At 70.5% G+C, this 19,754-nt stretch carries 19 protein-coding genes and 1 pseudogene; 13 read left to right on the top strand and 7 right to left on the bottom strand.

What is annotated here, in order from left to right:
- Window positions 1-146 precede the first annotated feature (146 nt).
- Both ACFWBN_RS20495 and ACFWBN_RS20490 read right to left on the bottom strand, forming a co-directional pair.
- Entirely contained in the window at window positions 147-677 is a 531-nt protein-coding gene (locus ACFWBN_RS20495) for a phosphopantetheine-binding protein (RefSeq protein WP_385178301.1), read from the bottom strand.
- Window positions 674-2,533, bottom strand: coding sequence for a fatty acyl-AMP ligase (locus ACFWBN_RS20490; RefSeq protein ID WP_385178300.1), 1,860 nt, complete (start codon window positions 2,531-2,533; stop codon window positions 674-676). Before ACFWBN_RS20490 ends, ACFWBN_RS20495 begins: the two co-directional genes overlap by 4 nt.
- Before the next feature lie 575 nt (window positions 2,534-3,108).
- Between ACFWBN_RS20490 and ACFWBN_RS20485 the strand changes: the two genes are divergently transcribed.
- The 3 genes from ACFWBN_RS20485 (at window position 3,109) to ACFWBN_RS20475 (ending at window position 6,017) form a co-directional block, all read left to right on the top strand.
- A complete protein-coding gene (locus ACFWBN_RS20485; RefSeq protein ID WP_385178299.1) occupies window positions 3,109-4,221 on the top strand; it encodes a wax ester/triacylglycerol synthase domain-containing protein in 1,113 nt (370 codons plus the stop codon).
- Between the two features lie 62 nt (window positions 4,222-4,283).
- Window positions 4,284-5,258, top strand: coding sequence for an SDR family oxidoreductase (locus ACFWBN_RS20480; RefSeq protein ID WP_385178298.1), 975 nt, complete (start codon window positions 4,284-4,286; stop codon window positions 5,256-5,258).
- Window positions 5,259-5,399: 141 nt separating this feature from the next.
- Window positions 5,400-6,017, top strand: a complete 618-nt coding sequence (locus ACFWBN_RS20475) for an HtaA domain-containing protein (RefSeq protein WP_385178297.1) — start codon at window positions 5,400-5,402, stop codon at window positions 6,015-6,017.
- Window positions 6,018-6,097: 80 nt separating this feature from the next.
- Here the strand turns inward: ACFWBN_RS20475 and ACFWBN_RS20470 are convergent, their stop codons facing one another.
- Window positions 6,098-7,105, bottom strand: a complete 1,008-nt coding sequence (locus ACFWBN_RS20470) for a terpene cyclase (protein WP_385178296.1) — start codon at window positions 7,103-7,105, stop codon at window positions 6,098-6,100.
- A gap of 1,027 nt (window positions 7,106-8,132) precedes the next feature.
- On the opposite strand from ACFWBN_RS20470, the pseudogene ACFWBN_RS20465 reads away from it, so the two are divergent.
- Window positions 8,133-8,318 (top strand): annotated as a pseudogene (locus ACFWBN_RS20465) (CorA family divalent cation transporter); the annotation flags it as partial.
- Between the two features lie 390 nt (window positions 8,319-8,708).
- Here ACFWBN_RS20465 and ACFWBN_RS20460 read toward each other — a convergent pair.
- From ACFWBN_RS20460 to ACFWBN_RS20445, 4 genes are all read right to left on the bottom strand, one after another.
- A complete protein-coding gene (locus ACFWBN_RS20460; protein WP_385178295.1) occupies window positions 8,709-9,890 on the bottom strand; it encodes an amidohydrolase family protein in 1,182 nt (393 codons plus the stop codon).
- Between the two features lie 13 nt (window positions 9,891-9,903).
- Window positions 9,904-11,043 carry an MAB_1171c family putative transporter gene (locus tag ACFWBN_RS20455; protein WP_385178294.1) on the bottom strand — a complete coding sequence of 380 codons (1,140 nt, stop codon included), beginning with the start codon at window positions 11,041-11,043 and terminating at the stop codon, window positions 9,904-9,906.
- Complete coding sequence (locus ACFWBN_RS20450; protein ID WP_250740567.1) at window positions 11,040-11,555, bottom strand: hypothetical protein; 516 nt, start codon at window positions 11,553-11,555, stop codon at window positions 11,040-11,042. The genes ACFWBN_RS20455 and ACFWBN_RS20450 overlap by 4 nt, the downstream gene beginning before the upstream one ends.
- 61 nt (window positions 11,556-11,616) lie before the next feature.
- Window positions 11,617-12,090, bottom strand: coding sequence for a helix-turn-helix domain-containing protein (locus ACFWBN_RS20445; protein ID WP_250740569.1), 474 nt, complete (start codon window positions 12,088-12,090; stop codon window positions 11,617-11,619).
- Between the two features lie 316 nt (window positions 12,091-12,406).
- Between ACFWBN_RS20445 and ACFWBN_RS20440 the strand changes: the two genes are divergently transcribed.
- The 9 genes from ACFWBN_RS20440 to ACFWBN_RS20400 all read left to right on the top strand — a co-directional run bounded on the left by ACFWBN_RS20440 (window position 12,407) and on the right by ACFWBN_RS20400 (window position 19,751).
- Window positions 12,407-12,880 (top strand): GntR family transcriptional regulator, encoded by a 474-nt coding sequence (locus tag ACFWBN_RS20440; protein ID WP_385178293.1) that lies wholly within the window; start codon window positions 12,407-12,409, stop codon window positions 12,878-12,880.
- Between the two features lie 259 nt (window positions 12,881-13,139).
- Window positions 13,140-13,259 carry a keywimysin-related RiPP gene (locus tag ACFWBN_RS20435; protein WP_250740573.1) on the top strand — a complete coding sequence of 40 codons (120 nt, stop codon included), beginning with the start codon at window positions 13,140-13,142 and terminating at the stop codon, window positions 13,257-13,259.
- 127 nt (window positions 13,260-13,386) lie between these two features.
- Window positions 13,387-15,057, top strand: a complete 1,671-nt coding sequence (locus ACFWBN_RS20430; protein ID WP_385178292.1) for an asparagine synthase-related protein — start codon at window positions 13,387-13,389, stop codon at window positions 15,055-15,057.
- A 10-nt stretch (window positions 15,058-15,067) separates the two neighbouring features.
- Window positions 15,068-15,319, top strand: a complete 252-nt coding sequence (locus ACFWBN_RS20425; RefSeq protein WP_250740577.1) for a lasso peptide biosynthesis PqqD family chaperone — start codon at window positions 15,068-15,070, stop codon at window positions 15,317-15,319.
- The gene (locus ACFWBN_RS20420; RefSeq protein WP_385178291.1) at window positions 15,316-15,756 is read left to right on the top strand and encodes a lasso peptide biosynthesis B2 protein; all 441 of its coding nucleotides are present in this window, start codon (window positions 15,316-15,318) and stop codon (window positions 15,754-15,756) included. Before ACFWBN_RS20425 ends, ACFWBN_RS20420 begins: the two co-directional genes overlap by 4 nt.
- Window positions 15,753-17,642: an ABC transporter ATP-binding protein gene (locus tag ACFWBN_RS20415; protein WP_385178290.1), complete on the top strand. Its 1,890-nt coding sequence runs from the start codon at window positions 15,753-15,755 to the stop codon at window positions 17,640-17,642. The genes ACFWBN_RS20420 and ACFWBN_RS20415 overlap by 4 nt, the downstream gene beginning before the upstream one ends.
- The gene (locus ACFWBN_RS20410; protein WP_250740583.1) at window positions 17,639-17,959 is read left to right on the top strand and encodes a LuxR C-terminal-related transcriptional regulator; all 321 of its coding nucleotides are present in this window, start codon (window positions 17,639-17,641) and stop codon (window positions 17,957-17,959) included. Before ACFWBN_RS20415 ends, ACFWBN_RS20410 begins: the two co-directional genes overlap by 4 nt.
- A 167-nt stretch (window positions 17,960-18,126) precedes the next feature.
- Window positions 18,127-18,312 carry an FDLD family class I lanthipeptide gene (locus ACFWBN_RS20405; RefSeq protein ID WP_250740585.1) on the top strand — a complete coding sequence of 62 codons (186 nt, stop codon included), beginning with the start codon at window positions 18,127-18,129 and terminating at the stop codon, window positions 18,310-18,312.
- Between the two features lie 140 nt (window positions 18,313-18,452).
- Window positions 18,453-19,751: a lanthionine synthetase C family protein gene (locus ACFWBN_RS20400; protein WP_385178289.1), complete on the top strand. Its 1,299-nt coding sequence runs from the start codon at window positions 18,453-18,455 to the stop codon at window positions 19,749-19,751.
- Window positions 19,752-19,754 lie beyond the last annotated feature (3 nt).

Below are 19,754 nucleotides of genomic sequence, written 5' to 3'. Positions count from 1 at the left end.
TCCTTCGTGTAGGCCGCGCGAGCCGCGCAGCCCGTGCCAGGGTGGGGGCACGCCTTGCCCTCGTGGTGAGGCAGCACGGACCGGGCCGCGGTAGGAGGCGTGAACCGGGTGCGGGCGGCGGCTTCGGGGTTGCGTGGTGTCACGGTCTACGCCTGCTGTGTCTGGGCGGCGGGCGTGAGCTGTTGTGCGGCCTCGGCCAGGGTGGTGTCCAGGGTCATGCCGTCCGCGCGGGTGTCGGATTCTTCGGCTGCCATGACGGCCAACTCGGTCAGGGACAGGGAGTCCATGTCCAGCTGGCGGAAGGTGGTCTGCGCGGTGACATGCGAGGTGTCGATGCCGATCTCGAACAGCATCGCGACGAGCCTGTCGTACATACGGTCTCCATGGCGGAAGGAAAGGGTGGTAGGCGCTTGGCTCGCGGCGTGTGTGGCGGTACGGGTGGTGATGTGGGCGGCGAGCGCATCGATGCTGGGGTGGCGCCTCATGTCGGCGATGGGCAGGGTCACGCCGTACCTTGCTTCGAGGTCGGCTGTGAGGATCACTTCTTCCATCGAGGTGACGCCGAGTGCGTCCAGCGGCGTCTGCGGGTCGATGTCCTGGGTGGCGACTTCCAGGAGCGCGGCGAGGTGGCCTGTCAGCCAGTGGCGGATCTCCACCGGGGTGGGGGGCTGGCTCACGTGACCTCGTTCCTGGGCGTGGGGTCTGTGGCGTTCACCGTTGAGAGGTAGTGCTGGCGGCAGTCACCGCGCCGGAGTTTGCCGCTGGTGGTACGCGGGAGTGTGCCGCGCCGGGCCGCGACCACGTCGTGGGGACGTACGCCGTGGCGTTCGGCGACCGCCGTCTGGACCCGGCGGCGCAGGCCGATGTCCTCGGCGGCGGCGGGACCGGCGGCGAGTTCGACCATGACGATCAGACGGTCGCCTTCGGCGTCGGTGCCGGGTACGGCGAATGCGGCCACGCCGCCGGGTACTGCTTCGCCGATGGCGCGGCGGATGGTGTCCTCGATATCGCTCGGGGCGTGGTTGGCGCCGTGGATGATGACGACGTCCTTCAGCCTGCCCAGCACGAACACCTCGCCTTCGTGCAGGAACCCGTGGTCGCCTGTGCGCAGCCAGCCGTCCTGGCTGCCGTCCGCGGTCTTGAGCGTGCACTCGAACGTCTCGGCGGAGCGCCCGGGCTGGCGCCAGTAGCCGGCGGCGATGTTGGGGCCGCGGAGCCAGAGCTCTCCGACCTGTCCGGGTTCCTGCTCGACGCCGGTTTCCGGATCAGCCACTCGCACCTCCTGCCCCACGGGCCGCCCGCATCCCACTACCGTGGTCACGTTGGCCGGAGGCTGTCGCTCTTCGCGCTCGTCCACGATGCGGACCCGTCCGGCGCAGAGCGCCTCGCTGTCCAGAGCGAGTTCGGTCCACCGCTGTCCCACCCGGTTGCACGCCACCAGCACGGTCGCCTCTGCCAGGCCGTAACTGGGCTTGACCGCGTCCCCGGGCAGACCGCAGACGGCAAAGGCCTCACTGAAGCGCCGCAGCGTGCCGGCGCGCACGGGCTCGGCTCCGTTCGTCAGCACCCGAACGCAGCTCAGGTCCAGCTCCAGCCCGGCGGGGTCGGGAATCTTCCGGACGCACAGGTCGTAGGCGAAGTTCGGACCGCCGCTGAAGTGAGCGCGGTGCGCATCCAGGAGCCGCAGCCACCGCACGGGCCGCTGGATGAACGCCAGCGGCGACATCAGCGCGAGATGTGCCCCGGCGAACATCGGGGCGAGGACCCCGATCGACAGGCCCATGTCGTGAAAGAGCGGCAGCCAGCTCGCGATCGGGGTCTCAGCGCCCAGGCCGCATCCGTCGATGACCTGCCGGGTACTGGCGACCAGGTTGCCGTGCGTGATGACCGCCCCGGCGGGCCGACCGGTGGAACCGGAGGTGTACTGCAGATACGCCGGCTCCTGCGGCCCGGCCCGATAGCCCGACCAGCCAACCGCCCGTCCCGGGTCGGTCTCTTCCACCAGCCACACAGGAACCCGCCCGCCGGCCAGCTCCCGGCACGCGGCCGCAGCCGGTCCGACGGTCAGCAGGCACACCGGGTCCGCGTCGGCCAGCACGGCCGCCAGCTGGTCCCTGCGCCGGGGGTCCTCCGGAGGAAACAGCGGCACCGCTGTCATCCCGGCGTACAGACACGCCAGCAGGCCGAGGCTGTACTCGTTGCCCTGCGGGCACAGGACGGCGACCCGCGAGCCCCGGGGAAAGCCGGCTTCGAGAGCAGCCGCCAGGGCGCGGGCCCGCAGATCCACCTGGCTGAACGTCAGGGTCTGCCAAGTGCCGCTCTCGTCACGGCCGTAGTTGATGAAGCTGAGCGCCGGGCGCTCCCCTGAGCGTGCCGTGTGGCCGTGCAAAACATGGGGAAGCGGCGTCCAGCCATCCTCCGGCAGCTGGCGCGCGGAACCCGCCACGCTGGTCACCATCGACGAGGCGGGGCCCCTACGGAAGAGGTCAGGCATATCCATCAGGCCCCTTTGCACCGTGCCGCCGAGTTGCACCTCGACGAGCCGGCTCCCGCGCTTCTGGTGAAGCGCAGTGCGGCTCGTTCCCCCAACTCCCACCGCGGACAAGCCGTGACGTCGGCTGTCCCCGGCGCGAGGGCGAGGTACGGCAAGCTGATCGCACAGCCGGGATCCGCTGAAACCGAGCCGCCGCACGCTACTGCAATCGGGTGACGCTTTCCCCCGATCGAGTCACCCCTAGGAAGGGCGGTGCCCCCTCTGTCCTCCTGCCGGCCGCAGGTCACCCTCACGCACGCATCCAAAACCGACCGGGGATCGTTCCATCGACGGCACGCCCGACCCCTGAGCGCACGTGCGCGAGCGGAGCATGAGTGAAAGCCCCCCACAGCACCGGCCCCACAGCCGCACAACTACCAAGTCCTCAGCGGCACGACACCGTGTTCCCTGAAGACGCGGCCAGGGCGGCGACCCGGCAGCCGGGCGGCCAGCCCCACGACCAGAGGCTCAGCACCAACTCACCTCCCGCGCCGACCGACGGAGCAGCGAATATCCCACCGCGCGCGCAAGCCGCCCCTGGGGGCGCAGAGTTCAGCCCCCACCAGGACCGAGCCATGCTCGAGTGGTCACGTCAGCGTCCCGACGACGGCTTCGTCATCGGTGTCACGCTGCGGCTGCGCGGGCCCAAGCCCACCGCGGGGCAGATCGCCGCGCTCATCACAGCCCGCCTGCCGCAGGTCCCCGCACTCGCACAGCACCTGGACGGCCCGGTCGGCGCAGAGGTCTGGCGTCCGGACAGCGGCTTCGACGCCATCCGGCACGTCCACACCCCCGACCGTGCCACCCATCCCGCACTCTTGGTGGAAGCCCTGGGCAACCAGCCCGTATGGGAGGACCGACCGCGCTGGGGGATCTGGCTCGGGGACACCGAACGCAAAGGCGAGTACCTGCTGGCCTACCGCGTCCACCACGGCGCCCAGGACGGAACAGCGGCCGCCTACACCCTCAGCCGACTGCTCGATGCCCGCAACCCTGCCGTCCCGCTCAGTGGAGCCCGCCACGGCGCCGTCCCCGGAGCCGATGCACCGGCCCCCAACCGCAGCCGCCTACTGGCCACCGCAGATGTCCCGCTGGAGGCCATGCGTGCCATCAGCCGTCGCACGGGCGCATCCCTCAACGACATCTACCTCGCCGCTCTGGCCGGAGCCCTGCGCGCCTGGCAGCCCCCCGCCGAACGTGACCAGCCGGCCGCCGTGCGCGTCCCCTTCAGCGTGCGCTCGCGCCAGGAGCGCCAGGACCGCGGCAACCGGGTGGGATACGCGCGCATGCTCCTGCCGGTCGACGAGCCGAAGCCCGCACACAGGCTGGCCCTTGTTGTCCAGCAGACCGGTGACTGGCCGCGGGAGCGCACCCGAAGGCTCCTGGACCGCATGCCGCACCACCTGCTGTGGAAGCACATCGCAGCCTCCCTCACCCCCGGCGACTCCCTCGCCAGCGTCACCCTCCTCGGCATCCCCACGCCCATGGCCTTCAACGGTGCATCGGTCACCGCGGGCATCGCCACGCCTCCGCTGACTGCCGGGCACCTCTTCTCCAGTGTCCTGTTCCTCCACCGGGCCGGCGCCACCCTCTCCTTCACCGCACAAGAACAGCACCAGCACGTACGCGACCTGCCCCGCCTGTGGCAGTGCGCGGTCGCCGAACTCGCCGCCGCCATCAGCCCCTGACCGCCGTGCTGTCCACCACCGCTGGTTCGACGCGTACTGCGCCCCCGACCTCCAGGAGCCTCGTGTACCCGCCCCCCTCCACCGTCCTGCTCACCGGATCCACGGGAGTGATCGGCACGAGCCTCCTGCCCGCCCTCGCCGCACGCCACGACGTCACCGCACTCGTCCGCCACCGGCGGCCCGACACCCCGACCATCTACGTGGAAGGTGACCTCACCGCCGAAGGCCTGGGCATGAGCAGCAGCGAGCGCCGTGAACTGGCAGCGAAGATCGACGTCATCGTGCACTGCGCCGGCCTCACCGGCATGGCCCCGCCCGACCTCACGGCCTTCGACACCATCAACGCCGAAGGCACCCGCCGCATCCTCAGCCTCGCCGACGAGGCACGCGTGCCCGTCCTACTGCTCTCCTCAGCCGCCGCCGCCTTCGACACCCCCGGCGAAGACCTAACCGCCCGCTCCATGCGCGCGTACGGCAGCTCGAAGCGCCGCGCCGAAGAACTGACGGCCCACTGCAGCCAGCCCGTCGCCGTCGTCCGCCCCGCTCTCCTGTTCGCCGCACACAACGCCACCACCGCCCCCCGGCACCAGTTCCCCCACGCCCTGATCACCGCCCTGCTGCAGGGCCGCACCGGGGGACTGCCCGTCAACCCCGACCACTGGTGCGACGTCCTGCCCATCGAGCTCCTCGTCGACTACCTCACCGCCCTGACCGACGCCCTGCTCCGCGGTGACACCTCCATGGCCACCCTCCACTGGGTCACCGCCGGCCACGCCCACCTGACGGCCGCCGACATGGAACGCGCCTGCCTAGACCACCTCACCGAAACAGGACGGCCCCCCACCCGACCACTCCTCGCCCCGCCCGCCGCCTCCCGCCCACGCAGCCACGGCATGGCCCGCATCGCCCAACTCGGCTTCCAGCCCCCCGACCAGCCCGCACTCCCCTCTCACCTGGACCGCCTGCTGCCCGCCCAACTGACCCGCACCGCAGCCCTCGAAGCCCTGGCACGCAACGTACGCCTATGCGCCCCATAGACGCGTGCACGGCCCCCGCCCGGCACACGGACACAGAACGGCCACCCCGCACCACCACTGGCCCGGACCGGCGACGGACGCGTACGAGTGATCACGAGCGATCTGGCGGTTCCAACCCGGACAGCAGTCGTTACCGGGGGCGTGAACATCTTCAATTCCAAGAAGCGCGTGGTCGTCCTCGCCCTCGCCGCCACGGCCGCCTTCGGCATCACCGCCGTCCAGGCCGGCGCCATCGGCGCCGACCTCCCCCTGCGCGGCAGCGGCACCTTCTGCCTCTCTCCGAACGCGGAGCGAACCCTGGCAGCCCAGAACGTGACGCTCGAAGCGATCGCCCCCGCCACGAGCACCGGCAACTGCGTCACGCTGCCCGGCGCCGGCAACCTCTCTCCCGACCTCTCCGGCGGCGAGATGCCCCTCCAGGGAGGCATGCGCTTCACCGGCTCCCAACACCGCATCGATGTGACCAACCTCCACATCCACATCAAGATCGGCGAAGGCTCCACCAGCGCGGACATCGCCCAGGACGGCGCACCGGCCACGCACGTCGACTTCTTCCACTACCCCGTCTCGCTCGACAAGGTTTCCTTCACACCGACCACCGTGGACACCAAGAACATCCCGCTCAAGCTCGCCGCCCCCGGCGCCGCCGCCTTCACCAACGCCTTCGGTGCGGGCACCACCGCAGCCCACGACCCGCTCTTCCTCTTCGACGGACACGCCCAAGTCACCAACCCCTTCGGAAGCCTCCCCAAGCCATAGCCGAAGCGACACCTCAAAGACGCGGGTAGCCGTGAGCCGCAGCCACCGTCGTCTCCTCCGGGCCCCGGCCACGACCCGGTCTACGCCCCCAGGACCTCGTCGAAGTAGCCGGGCCCCGTGCTGGGGATGACCTGAAGTGCGCTGGTGTAGCGGCGGGTCTGGGTCTGCCAGGCGTGGTAGCCGCTCATCCAGGCCCCCATGACCTCGACATACGTGGCCACAGCGGTTCGCTCCGGGCCGGTGAGACCGAGCTGTAGGCACATGGCCGGGACCTGGAGGGCAAGTTCCTGGAACCGCTCGACGCGCCCGTCCACTTCCCGGCGGGCGGCCGTGATGGCTTCGTCGCGGGTGCACGACCGGGTGTGTTCGATGACGAGGACGAGGTTGTCCATGTCGCCGCGGGCCTCCTCCTTCTCCAGCGAGTAGACGTCGTTGCACATGAAGGTGACGTCGATGGCGGCCTGGCGCATGATGCGCAGCTGCGGGCTGTGGAGGGCAGCTGCGGGGATGGTGATGCCAGCGGCCCGCTCGCCCAGGGACAGGGGGAGGTCGGTGCCGGCTATGCCCCGTCTGACCTGGAGGTACGTTTCCATGTCGGCGGGCGTCCTGCGGAGTCGGCCTATCGCCTCGTGCGCCTGGATGGCGAAGTAATACTCCCACTCGTGCGCGGTACGGGCCACCCAGCCCGGGTGCGCGCCATCGCTGCTACGCGCCCACAGGTCGGCGAACGCCACCGAGCACGCATCCGCCCCCGAGGCCAGGGCAGCGCCGTGCACGATGTCGATCAGTTGCTGGCACAACCTCGCGGCGCGGGCGGGGTCCTGACCGAGGGGACCGTCAAACTGGTCATCGAAGACGAAGAAGAACGCCATCGCGTCCGCGCACAAGTCCAGCGCCGGGCCTTGAGCGTAGGGGAAGCCGTAGGCGGCCAGGAGCGGCATGTCCCACGACACGTACCACTCCAGCGAGCGCCCCTCCCCGACAAGACCCATACGCGCCACCCACTCGAGATTGCGCTGCCGCGCACTCTCCAGGTCCGGGCTGAGGGAGCTCGGGAAGGGGAGGTGGAACTCGATGTCCTGCGGCACGTGTCCTCCGTGAAGCGAGCTGGTCACAGCCGGGATGGAGTCCCCACCAGCTTCCGATACGGAGCTCACGGTCTCTCGGTTCCGCGGCGTGACGAAGCTGGCTATCAGCCAGATAGTGGCCGGTATCCACCGGCGTTGCCCGCGAGCCTGCTGGTGACGGGGCTGGATGTGTCACCGGGCGTGACACATGCGCGGCCGCGGTCGACCGCTACGCGTTGGAGAACCAGCGCATCGGCCTGGGCGCCAGCCCCAGGTCCGGTTTCCAAGCCCCTCGCCCCGCAATGTGTCGGCAACGCTCCCCGTCGCCACGTAGCGTGCCGCGGGCGGGGCGCTCAGGGGGGCTGGCGGTGAATGTCTTCCAGGAACTTCCACCCGGTGACGGTATGACGTCTGCGCACAAAGGGGCGCGGTGGCACCACCACTTCCACCATGTCTCCCTGGACCGTTAGTAGCCCGATGCCGTATAAGTCCGCGCGCATCACAGCGTCATCCTTGCGCCGCAGTACCCCGTCCACGACCACGACCACCGTGCGAGAACAGAGCCCCGGGCCGAGGACCTCAAGCCGTTCATGCATGGCTTGAGCCCCTACGGACCCAGCTGCTGAGCACCCACTCTGCCGCGCACACGATGACGCCCAAGAAGGACTTGCGCTGCGGCTCAGTCACGGGGCACTCCCAGTCGACGGCTGAATTGGTGAAACTCTGGCGGCATACGATGGCGGCCCCGGGCGACAGCAGACTCGCCGAGCTGTTCCAGCCCCGCCTTGCCACCTACTCCGCCCCGCCGCCACTCCCCTGAGTAACCTGTTGTGAGCGACGTTGGATGGCCCCCGACCTGCGGTGCTCCTCTTGGCGAGGCAGAGTCCGCTGGGGGGAATCTGGGGGGAATGAGGCCGCGTGGGGAGCGGCTGGGGGGAATCGGCTGCATATGCAGGCAGCAGGGTGAAAGACTCGGAAAGGTCGATCGCTGCAGGTCAGACCGCCTATGTAGGCAATTTCCGCAGGTCAGCGGAGCGAGGGTGACGACTTCAAGAAGATCTCGGCCTGGGCCGCCATCCTCTTTGCGCCTACACTCGTTGGCACCATCTACGGCATGAACTTCGACTCCATGCCGGAACTGGGCTGGAGCCTCGGGTACCCCTTCGCAATCGGTTTGATGGGGATGGTTTGCGTCAGTTTGTACGTGATTTTCAAGCGTCGGGACTGGCTATAAGCGGAGGCTCACCCCTTCACGCAGCACGCGCGATTTGCGCCTGCACCTCCCGCGCAAGCCTCCCATTTGAGACTCTGGGGAGTCCCTGGGGAGAAGTGATGCGGACGATCTCCTCGTGCTGTCCTTGACGAGCCCCTGACCAGGGCCTTTTGGCATCCAACGACTGGTGGGGAGAATCCGGGGAGAATCGACTGGCCTCACGAGCTGTCGGCCGCACGCCGGAGCAACGCGGGTTATCGATCTGCGGCCTCTACCAAACCTGACGGCGTCGGGCCACATCTCGGACAGTGAGAGCAGCCGCTGCGCTCAGCGGGGCCCAAGGCCAGCCAGGGCGACCGGTCATGTCCCGCCTTCGCCCCAACGCCGTTCCGTTTCCCGCCCGTCCCCCCGTCAGGCATGCACACGGCCATCCGCCATCACCAGCCGAACGCGACGCAGCGCCTGGAGGTCGCTCAGGGGATCACCATCGACGACCAGGAGGTCCGCGCGGAGGCCGGGGAGCAGGCGCCCCGTGACCTTGCCCAGCCCGAGTGCGTCCGCCGCCTCGCAGGTGGCCAGGTCGACGATCTCCTGCGAGGTGCAGCCCAGATGGGCGAAGAACTCGAGACTGGACACGAAGTCATCGAAGACCGCCCGGCTCACGCCCGCGTCCGTGCCGGTGAGCAGCTGCACCCCGCGCTCGCGCATTCGGCGGATCCCGCCGAACATCTCCTCCGCGCGCTCATGTCCAAAGCGCTCGGCGAAGCCGCGCCAGTCGGGGCTGGCCGCCGGACAAACCCCGATGCCCCGGGCGGCGATCTCGTCGACGACGTCGTCGAGGAGCCGGAAGCCATCCTGGTCGATCCACGTGCAGTGCTCGATCGTGCTCACCCCGGCCTCCACCGCCGCGACGATGCCTGCGGTGCCGTGCGCGTGCGCCGCCACCGGGAGGCCGGCACTCGCCGCCTCCTGCACGATGGTCCGGAGCTCCTCGGCCGTGAACTGGGGCGCCCAGATCGGCGGCCCGCCCTTGGTGATGCCCCCGCCCGTGGCCATCACCTTGATGAGGTCCGTGCCCCGCTCCACGTTGCGGCGGACCAGCGCCCTGGCGGCGTCCTCGCCGTTCACCTCTCCGCCCAGGAACCAGCAGTGTCCGCCGGGTCCCGTCACAGGAGTGCCGGCCGCCAGGACACGCGGTCCGGGCAGCCGTCCCGCCCTGACGGCGTCTCGGAACTGCGTCACCAGTCCGTTCCGGTCGCCGAGGTCGCGCACGGTGGTGACGCCCGCGTTCAACAGACCAAGCGCCCGCTCCGCAATGCCTTCGGCCACCGTCGCGTCGTCCGCCTCCCGCAGCGCCGCGACCGGATCGGCCCCCGCGTCCAGAACAAGGTGGACGTGCGCGTCGACGAGCCCCGGCAGCAGCGTGCCGTCGGGGAAGTCGTGACGGAGAATGCCCGCGGGGGCCCGGGACTCCACCTCGCGGCGCGGTCCGGTGTCCACGATGACGCCGTTTCGCACCAGCACGGCGCCGTCCGCCAGGACCTGGCCGTGCGGTCCGTTCACCACGCGCCCGGCAGATATCAGGGTGTCCATCGTCACTCCTCGTTCAGGATTGTGCTGTCAGGGCTTCGGAAAGCCGGATCAACTGCCGTACATCGCTCTCCAGTCCGCCGTCGCCCTCGCCGGGCAGCGCTACCGGAACGGCCTGGGAGGGCGCGTCCTCTCCGGAGGCGTACGCCCGCAGCGCGGACCTCAGATGGCGCGCCGCGACCTCGGGCGTGAGTGGCGCCTCGGCGTCGGCCGTGGCCGCCTCCAGCGCCAGATAGGGACTGATCCGGACGAGCCCGTCCCGGCACTCGATCACACGCCGGTAGTAGCGCCGGTGCACGCCCCGCGGACTCAGCACGTCCCAGCGGCGACCGCCCCCGGTGCGCTCGAGCGCGTCCTCCGGGAACGCTAGGTGCAGAGCCTCCCAGAGGCGTGCCAGCTGGTGGTAGACGCGGCCGTGGTGCCACCACAGACGGATGCTGGCCCAGCGCGTCACCAGCCCCGGGTAGACCACGCCCGCTACGAAGAGGGGGATCGCAAGGTCGAGCAGGAGCTTCGCGCCGGTGATCACCGGGTGGGGCACACCACCGCCGAGCAGGCGCACGAGCGTCAGGCACTCCCGTGCCGCCGAGGCCAGCACCATGCCAGCCAATGCGGTGGCCACCATCCGCAGCCCGGTCGCCAACGGCCGGCTCGCCAGCCGCGCGTACCGCACCGTCCAGAACAGCGCCGCCGCCACGGCATACGTAAGGTAGGCGCCGGCCGAGAGGTAGAAGACCGCGACACCGGGGACCCTCATGTCGGCCGTCGCGTACGTGTGGCCCCGCTCGGTGTGCGGCGTCACAGCCATGGCTGCCGAGGCGATCACCGCAGTCGCGGCGAACGGCACCGCATGCCACCGCACCCGTGTCCGGGCCGAGGTCGGGTCGGACGCCGAGTGGATGAAGAAGCACCCCAGGAAGTAAACGGCTCCGAGCAGGCAGAGGTTCTGCAGCAGCTTCGCGGCACCGTCCCCGGCGAGCCTGTCGACGAGGCGGATGACTACGGGCAGGCCCAACGGGAAGGAGAGTCCCGCACTGAACATGCAAAGGAAGACCGCGCGCAGTAGCCGGTCGGAAGGATCGCGTACGACCTGCCGCCCCGTCCAAAGCAGCGAGCCGTACAGAACAACAGCGAGCACCAGGGACAGCACGGTCACAACCACCCCTGCCGGTCCGCGAGCGCCGTGTGCACCCGTCGGGCCGAGACGTCACCCGGCGCGCGGGGCGTGACCCGGTCCAGCACCGACGCCCACTCGAGGATGATCGTGGCGACGAGTTCCGCCTCCCGCTCCCTCTCCTCGGCGTAGGAGGTGCGCCGGAGCGCGCGGTTGATCACCTCGATCGAGAGGTCCGGCAGCACCTCCTGCCAGACGGCGTCCTCGGACTCGTCGCTCCCGTGGTCCGCCAGGATGTGCCCGACCTCGTGGAGCACGATGTGGTCCTGGTGCGCCCGGCTGGTCTCCTTCTGGTAGAAGATGAAGTCCGCCTGCGCGCCGGCGATCCACAGACCGTACGGGCCGGGGACGGGCAGCGAGTACGGGACCAGCCGGATCGGCCGTCCGCGGTGCTCGCCGAGGAGCCGGCACAGCTCGGGGACCCGCAAGGGGGCGGTGACGCCGAGTTCCCTGAGGATGCTCCGACATCGTTTGCGTAACGTACGTTCGTTCACGGGCCAACTCCGCTGGTGGATCTCCTGGGGCCTGGAGACTCCATCCAATGGCGTCAGACCATCATGATCCAGGACGATTCAGGCCATCGTCCTGGCCGGGACCGCCCTCGGCCTGCTCCAGGCGGTAGACCACGTCCAGCAGATCCATCACCTGTTCGCGGTGCTTCTGGGACAACTGACCCGCCCTCATGGCCATCAGCTTCACATCACTGCCCTGCGACGCCTCGTGCAGCCGTGCCTGCGCGGCGGCGAGGGCCGAGAGCTGCTCCTCGATGCGCGCGGTGGCCGAGTCGTCCACGAAATAGGCCGCGGGGACTCCGAAGAAGGCTGCCAGCGCTTGCAGATGACGCAGCGTCGGATTGGTCTTCTTGCTCTTCCGCAGCTGCCAGATGTAGCTCTGAGAGATCGACACTCCGGTATCCCGGATGGCAGAGGCCACCTGCTCGTTGCTGTACTCGTGGCCGGGATCCGGTCTGACGGTCTCGAAGAGCCTGTTCAGCTTGTCGGCGAACCCACGTTCCGGTTCCTCTGGCATGACGTCCACCCCTCTGGTCCGGCCAGCCCTGTTCTTCCACTCGGATGAATCGGTGCAACGTCCACTATCTCCATACTGGTTGAAGAGCGTCAAGGTGCGGACTACGGTACGGCTGCACCAGCCATCAACCGATGTGAAAGAACGGTCTGCCCGAGAATCGACATGGGTCTATGCCGGACCCGGGGAACGACGAAGGCAGCCATCGGCTCCGCACCGACCACGCGGAAGCCGTCCCTGAGGCTGCCCCCTGCCCCGGCGAGTCGACGGCGTGGCACGAGTGCTTGAGCACAACGTGAACCAGAAGGGGGAGCAGCACATGTCAACTGCGTCCGGAACGGGGAACATCAACCTCCACAGCAGTGCCGCCGAGATACCGCTCTACGCCCAGATCCGGGCGAAACTCAGGATGGACATCGCGTCGGGCCTCTACCCCCAGGGTGAGTACCTTCCGCCCGCCGACCAGCTCGGCAAGGAGTACGGCGCCAACAAGAACACGATCCTCCGCGCGCTGCGGATGCTGCGCAGCGAAGGCGTCGTGGACTTCGGGCGCGGACGCGGTGCCGTCGTCCTGCCGGCTTCCGGCCCGGTGGGCCTCGACGACATCTCCGACCAGCTCCAACGGGTCGTCAACCTCGCAGACGTCTCGGGTATCCCGCGCGCCGCCATCATCTCCGCCATCGAACGGATGCCCAGGATGGCCGCCCGCCACGGGAGGGCGACGCGGCGCGGGCTGCCGACGGTGCGCGGCCGCAGGCCGGGATGGAGCCAAGGAAGCTCAAGCGGAGAGTGACCAACAAGCCAAGAAGACCAGGCCGATCCCGCACGCCCGGACCGGCGGATCCTTCTCACGCCGGTCCCTCTTCTGCCAGGTGGCGGCCCCTGACAAGAGGTGCCGGGAGGCCCGGCCGCCCCGATCGCGGACCGTGTCGACCACCGGTTGCTCCTTGAGCGGCGGGTGGCCACCGATCGAGGATCTTTCCAGGCGGCCACCGAATTCCCGGGAAACGGGGTCGTCCCGTTAGAAAGCCACTCGAGAAGGGATGAGAACCATGGCCAAGAAGATCTACGAGGTTCCGGCTCTGTCCAAGGCCGGCGACTTCCGCAAGGACACCGGATTCCTGAAGCGCGGACCGCACGAGCCCAAGGTCCGTCTGCCCCTGGGCTGGTAGTCCGATGACACGCCACGGCGAGGGATGGTTCGCGCTGTTTCCGGACTGTGAGGCCGCCCTCGCCGTGGCCTCCCGGCTCGGGACACGAGCCGAACGCACCCTCACACACCCGTCAGGACGACCGTTCGTGCTGGGCAACTGGGCCACGTCCGTCCAGGCCCGCAACGACCGGGGAATCTCCGTGACGCTCGTCGGGCACACCCCCGTCGGCGCACCCGAACTCAGCGCGCACATCGCCGGGGTGCGCGATCCCGGCGAGGTCCACCGGGTCACCGCGCGCCTCCCCGGTGACTTCCACGTCATCGCCGAGGCACACGGCGAGATCCACGCGCACGGCACCGCCTCGGGGATGCGCCGGCTCTTCCACGCCGCCGAGGACGGCGTCACCGTCGCCGCCAACCGCTCCGACGTCCTGGCCCGGCTGTTCGACGCGCCCCTCGACGAGGACGTCCTCGCCCTGCGACTGCTGGACTCCGTCCCGCACCCGCTGGGCGACGTCCCCCTGTGGCGCGGTGTGCACTCCGTCGTCCCCGGCGAACTCCTGCGCTTCGGCCGCTCCGCCCCTCGGACGGTCCGCTGGTGGCAGCCCCCGCAGACACAAGTCCCTCTCGCCGAGGGGGCGGAGGCGCTCCGCACGGCGCTGGACGAAGCCGTACGCCTGCGGGTGGACGCAGCCGGAAGCGTCAGCGCCGACCTCTCCGGCGGCCTCGACTCCACCACCATCTGTGCCCTCGCCGCAGGCGTGAGCACCGCACCGTTACCCGCGCTCACCATGCCCAGCAGGGACCCGGGTGACGACGACGTGCACTGGGCCCAGCTCGCCGCCGCCGAGATCGACGGCCTGGAGCACATCCTGCTCGACATCGACGAGATCCCACTCTTCTACAGCGGTCTGCTGGACGTGCGCGGACCCGTCGACGAACCCCTGCCCACCATCCTCGACCAGCCGCGCCAGCTGGTCGGCCACGACCGGCTCCTCGCCGGCGGGTCGCACCTCCACCTCACCGGCATGGGCGGCGACCACGTCCTGTGGGGGCATCCCGCCCACCACCGTGACCTGCTGGCCACCCGTCCCCTCACGGCACTGCGCAGCATCCGCGGCTACCGCGCCCAGAACCGCTGGTCGCTGCGCGAGACCCTGGCCGTCCTCGCCGACAGCCGCCCCTACGGCAGGTGGCTCGCGGACGTCGCCGACGACGTCACCGCCCCGCGACCCGCCCCGCACAGCCCGGACGTCTTCGGCTGGGACATCCCGCCCCGTCTGCCGGTCTGGGCCACCGCCGACGCCGCCGCCTCCGTACGCCGGAGCCTGCGGGAGGCCGCCGGCACGGCACAGCCCCGCGGTACCACCCGCGCCCTCCACAACGAGATCCACACCCTGCACCACGGCACGCGGGCCACCCGAATCCTGCACCAGGTCGCGGAGCACAGCGGGCTGCCCCTGGCGAGCCCCTTCCTCGACGACCGCGTCGTCGAGGCGTGCTGGTCGGTCCGCTCCGAGGAACGCGCCACGCCATGGGAGTTCAAACCGCTGCTCAAGCGCGCCATGCGCGGCCGGATGCCCGACGCACTGCTGCGCCGCACCACCAAGGGCGAGGCCTCGGCCGACGCCGCCAACGGGCTGCGGGAGAACCGCGAACGCCTCGCCGAGCTGTGGCGGGACTCGCTGCTCGCCAAGGCCGGACTGGTCGACGCCGACAAGCTCCTGGACATCACCCTGCGGCCCTCGTCGCCCGAACTCCGGCACGGCGGCCTCGACGCCACGCTCGCCTGCGAGATCTGGCTCCGCACCATCTGAAGGGGAACCCATGCAACTGCGCGAGGACGTGTCCGTGGTGGACACCGACTACGGCAAGATCCTGCTCGACGGCAGTACGGGTGAGTACTGGGAGCTCAATCCGACCGGCAGCTCGGTCCTGGCCGGCCTGCTCGACGGCACCCCGGCGAAGGACATCGCCGATGCCCTGTGCGCCGAGTTCGACGTCGACGCGGACCGGGCGCAGTCCGACGTGAGCACCCTGCTCTCCGCCCTGCGCGACGCCCGGCTGGTCAGCCCATGAGCTTCCATCCGGTCCCGGAGACCCATACCGGGACGTCGTTCGCCCAGCGCGCCGGAGCCCGCCTCGCCGTTGCGGTGGGCCGGCCCCTGCTGCTCTTGCCGCCGGCCCGACTGGCGCGGGTGCTCGGCGTGGTGTCCCGCGGGGCCCGCCCGGCCGGCCATGACCGGACCTACCGGGCCCGGCAGGCCGTCACCACGGTCAGCGCCGCCTGCGCCGGCCGTGAGGGCTGCCTGCCGCGCTCGGTCGCCACGGCCCTGCTCTGCCGCGCCCGCGGCGAGTGGCCCACGTGGTGCGTCGGCGTCCGCGCCGCGCCTCCCTTCGGCGCCCACGCCTGGGTCGAGGCGGAGGGCCGACTGGTGGGCGAGGAACTGCCCGAGAGCTACTTCCGGAGGCTGATCACCGTGGGCTCCGGGAGCGAGGAGAGGAGCCCTTCATGACCGACCACGCGGATCCGTCCGGCGCGGCGACCGAATCCGGCCGGGGAACCGAGGGCGTGCCCGCGGCCGTGGCGCGCCCGGGGGAGAACCCCGCCGACGGTGCCCGCCCGGGCACCCGTGACCTGTTGCGCCTGCTGCGCGGCAGCGGCCGGACCGTGGGGGCCGCGCTCGCACTGACCGTCGTCGGCACCGCCCTCGGGCTGCTCCAGCCGCTGCTGACCATGCGTCTGATCGACCGGGTCTCCGCCGACCGGGCCGTCACCGCGCTCGTCGTGACGCTGGCTGCTCTCTTCCTCGTCCAGGCCGCCCTCGAGGCGGCCGGTCAGTACCTGTTGGACGTGACCGGCGAGAGCGTGGTCCGGCGCCTGCGCCGCGGACTCGTCGAACGGCTGTTGTTCGTCCGCCTCCGGGAACTCGACGGCCGGCGCGCCGGCGACCTGCTCTCCCGGGTCGGCACCGACACGACCATGCTGCGGGACATGGTCGCGGGCAGCTTCGTCCAGCTCGTGACGGTCACCATCACCGGAGTCGGAGCCGCCGGACTGATGCTGTGGATCGACCCCGTCATGTTCCTCATGGTCGCCGGGACGCTGGTGATCGCCGCCGTCCTCGTCGCGGGCGTGATGGCCGGCATCCGGACCAGCACCGAGCAGGCCCTCGCCGGTGTCGGTGCGATGACCGCCGACCTCGAACGCGCCCTCGGCGGCATCAGGACCGTGCGGGCCGCCCGCGCCGAACACCGGGAGGCCGAGCGCATCGGCGCGGACATCGACGCCGCCTACACCGCCGGCGTCCGCTCCGCGAAGCTCGGCTCCGTCGTGGGGCCCGCCATGGAGATCGCGGTCAACGGCTCGTTCCTCCTCGTCCTGCTCGTCGGCGCGGTCCGGGTTTCCGACGGCTCCATGTCCGTCAGCGAACTCGTCGCGTTCCTGCTGTTCGCCACCTACCTGGTGATGCCGCTCGCAGGCCTCTTCAACGCGCTCAGCCTGATCCAGCGCGGTCTCGGCTCGCTCCGCCGGATCGAGGACGTCCTGCGCCTGCCCGTCGAGCAGGACCCGGAGGACAGTGCGCCCGTACCGCTCCCTGCCCCCGCCGCATCGCCCGCGACCCCGCCCCCGCCCCCGCTCCTCGAACTGCGCCGGGTCTCCTTCGCGTACGACGACCGCCCGGTACTGCGCGACGTCTCGTTCTCCGTGCCGCGCACCGGGCTCATCGCCCTGGTCGGCCGGTCCGGCGCCGGCAAGACGACGATCGTCTCCCTTGCCGAGAAGTTCCACGAACCGGACGGCGGACACGTCCTCTTCGACGGCGCCGACGTCAGGGGCGTCGATCCGCGCGACCTACGGGCCCGTATCGGCCTGGTCGAGCAGCACGCGCCCCTGCTGTACGGAACCCTGCGGGACAATCTCGTCTACGCGAAACCCGAGGCGAGTGAGAGAGAAATCCGGGAAGTGCTCCGGATGGTGAATCTCGAAGAACTCGTGGAACGCCTGGCGAACGGACTGGAGACAGAAGTCGGCGACCGGGGATTCAATCTATCCGGCGGAGAACGCCAGCGCGTCGCCATCGCCCGCGCCCTGCTCGCCCGGCCCGAACTCGTACTCCTCGACGAACCCACGTCTCAACTCGACCCCATCAACGAACGGGAACTCACCGACGTCCTGCGGGACATCTCCCGAGAACGCGCCCTGCTCGTCGTCGCCCACCGCATGTCCACCGTCCGGGCGGCCGACCGGATCGTCGTCCTCGACGAGGGCCGTGTCGGCGCCGAGGGCACGCACGAACAGCTGCTCGCCGAGGACCCGTTCTATCGCAGGCTGACCACCGACCACCTCACGCCGCCCCTCGGCCGGCCCGCCCCAGAGAGGAGCGTCGCAGCACCGTGAGCCCCACCCCTGCCCGCACCCCCACCGCACCCCACGCGACCGCCGGCGCACGCGCGCCGGGCGCACCGCACTGGACACCGGCCCTCGAACGGGTCGGCCGACTCACCCCGCGCGAGCAGGAGACCTTCCTCCTGCTCGCCGAAGGGCTCTCCAACGAGACGATGGCCCAGCGGCTGCACGTGACCGAACGGACCGTGCGCGCACACGTCGCCGCGGTCATGGAAAAACTCGAACTCTCCTCACGCCTGACCGTCTGCCTGGCTTCGTATGTGTTCTCCACGGAACACGCGGACGCCGGGAACCGGATTGGTCCGTAATGAGTCATGAAAATGCTGCCCGTTCGAGATCCGGTCCCACGGCGAATACTGTCGCCACGGCCAATGGAACGGACGCACGGTGTTCGACACGATTTCCCTGGCTTCAGAAAATCCCTCCGGAGCCCCCGACGAAGCGATTCGCCGGGAAGAATGACGAAAGGAAAGTCATGTCTGACGCATTCGACCTGGACGCCCGGATCTCCGCCCCCGCCGGCCCCACCGGTGAGCAGGCGCCCCCGCCGTCCATCTCCGGGATCGCCACCCGCACCGTCTGCACCCGGGTGACCTGCCAGGCCAGCAAGACCTGTGTCTGCACCTCGCTCTGCACGACCTTCTGCGTGGGCGGCAAGTAGCCACGGGCTAGTTCCCGACGGGTGCTGCCGTGGTCGAGACACGGCAGCACCCGTCGTCGCAGAGCGAGAGAAGCACGCCGATCAGACAGGGGCCGACCACCATGCACCTCACCCACCACGGTACCGAAGCCTGGGCCCGCGTGGCAGACGACGACCTCGTGAGCCTGGCGCGGACAGCCGTCCGGCAGGTTCTGAGGGAGACCGCGACCACCGCTCAGGTCGAGGACCTCGCGCTCCGCGCCGCCGAGCAGAGCGACACCACCGGCGCCTGGTACCCGCCCAGTCTCACCCACGGCCAGGCAGGTACCGCGCTGCTCCACCTGTACGCCGCCCGGGCCGGGCTCGGCGACCTGGACACGGCCTCCGGCCACATACGCGAGGCGGTCCTCTCGACCCAGACCGAACCTCTGCAGCACCACGGTCTGTTCGCCGGCACCAGCGGCCTCCTCCTCGCCCTCGCGGACGTCACCCGCGACGAACCCCGCTTCCGCCCCAGCCTCGACCGGCTGACGGACCAGCTGGCCGAGCAGGTCCTCGCCGCGCCACCGCACCGCACCGAACGGGCCGTCAGCGACCTCGACTACGACCTCGTCACCGGCGCGGCCGGCACCCTCGCCCAGCTGAGCTCCGTCCCCGAGCCCTCCGAGCGGGTCACCGAGGCCGCCGCCGTACTCGCCGACTACCTCATCTGGCTCGCCGGACCCGCCGAGACCGCGGGCACCCCGCACCGCTGGCTCATCACGCCCGCGTACTACCCACCCGTCGGCGACTACCTCGCGAGGTACCCGCACGGGTACCTCAACCTCGGTCTCTCGCACGGCGTCCCCGGCATCGCCGCGGCCCTCGCCGCCGCCTGGGCCTCGGGCAACCGCCGCCCGGGCCACCTGGAGGCCGTCACCGCCCTCAGCGGCTGGATCCGCGCACAGGCGGACACCGACGCGCACGGCTCCCTGTGGAGCGACGGCACGCCCGTCGACGAACACGGCCACGAGGTCTCCGCCGGATGCGTGCACGACCGGATCGCCTGGTGCTACGGCACCTTCGGCGTCGCCGGCGCCCTCCTCACGGTCGCCGAGGCCACCCTCGACGACGAACTGCGCGCCGAAGCCGTCGGCGCCTTCGAGGGCGCGCTCGCCCGCCTCGGGGACCTCCGGCCACTGTCGCCGACCCTCTGCCACGGCCTCGCCGGACTGGTCATGCTGGCACTGGAGTTCGCCCCCTGGAGCGCCGCCGCCCGCGAGCGGCTGCCGGAACTGGTCGGGGACCTCCTCGACCGCCACGAGCCGGACCGCCCGCTCGGGTTCGCCGACCTGGAGGAGCCCGGCAAACCCGTCGACGACCCGGGACTGCTCACCGGGGCCACCGGCGTCGCGCTCACGCTGCTCGCTGCCACCGGCGACCGGCGGCCCGACTGGTTCCGCGCCTTCCTCGGCCGGTGACGC

Source organism: Streptomyces sp. NPDC059989, assembly GCF_042736975.1.
Classification (GTDB): domain Bacteria; phylum Actinomycetota; class Actinomycetes; order Streptomycetales; family Streptomycetaceae; genus Streptomyces.
The sequence above is the reverse complement of the archived record's forward strand: the minus strand, read 5'-3'. Positions and strand labels throughout refer to the sequence as shown.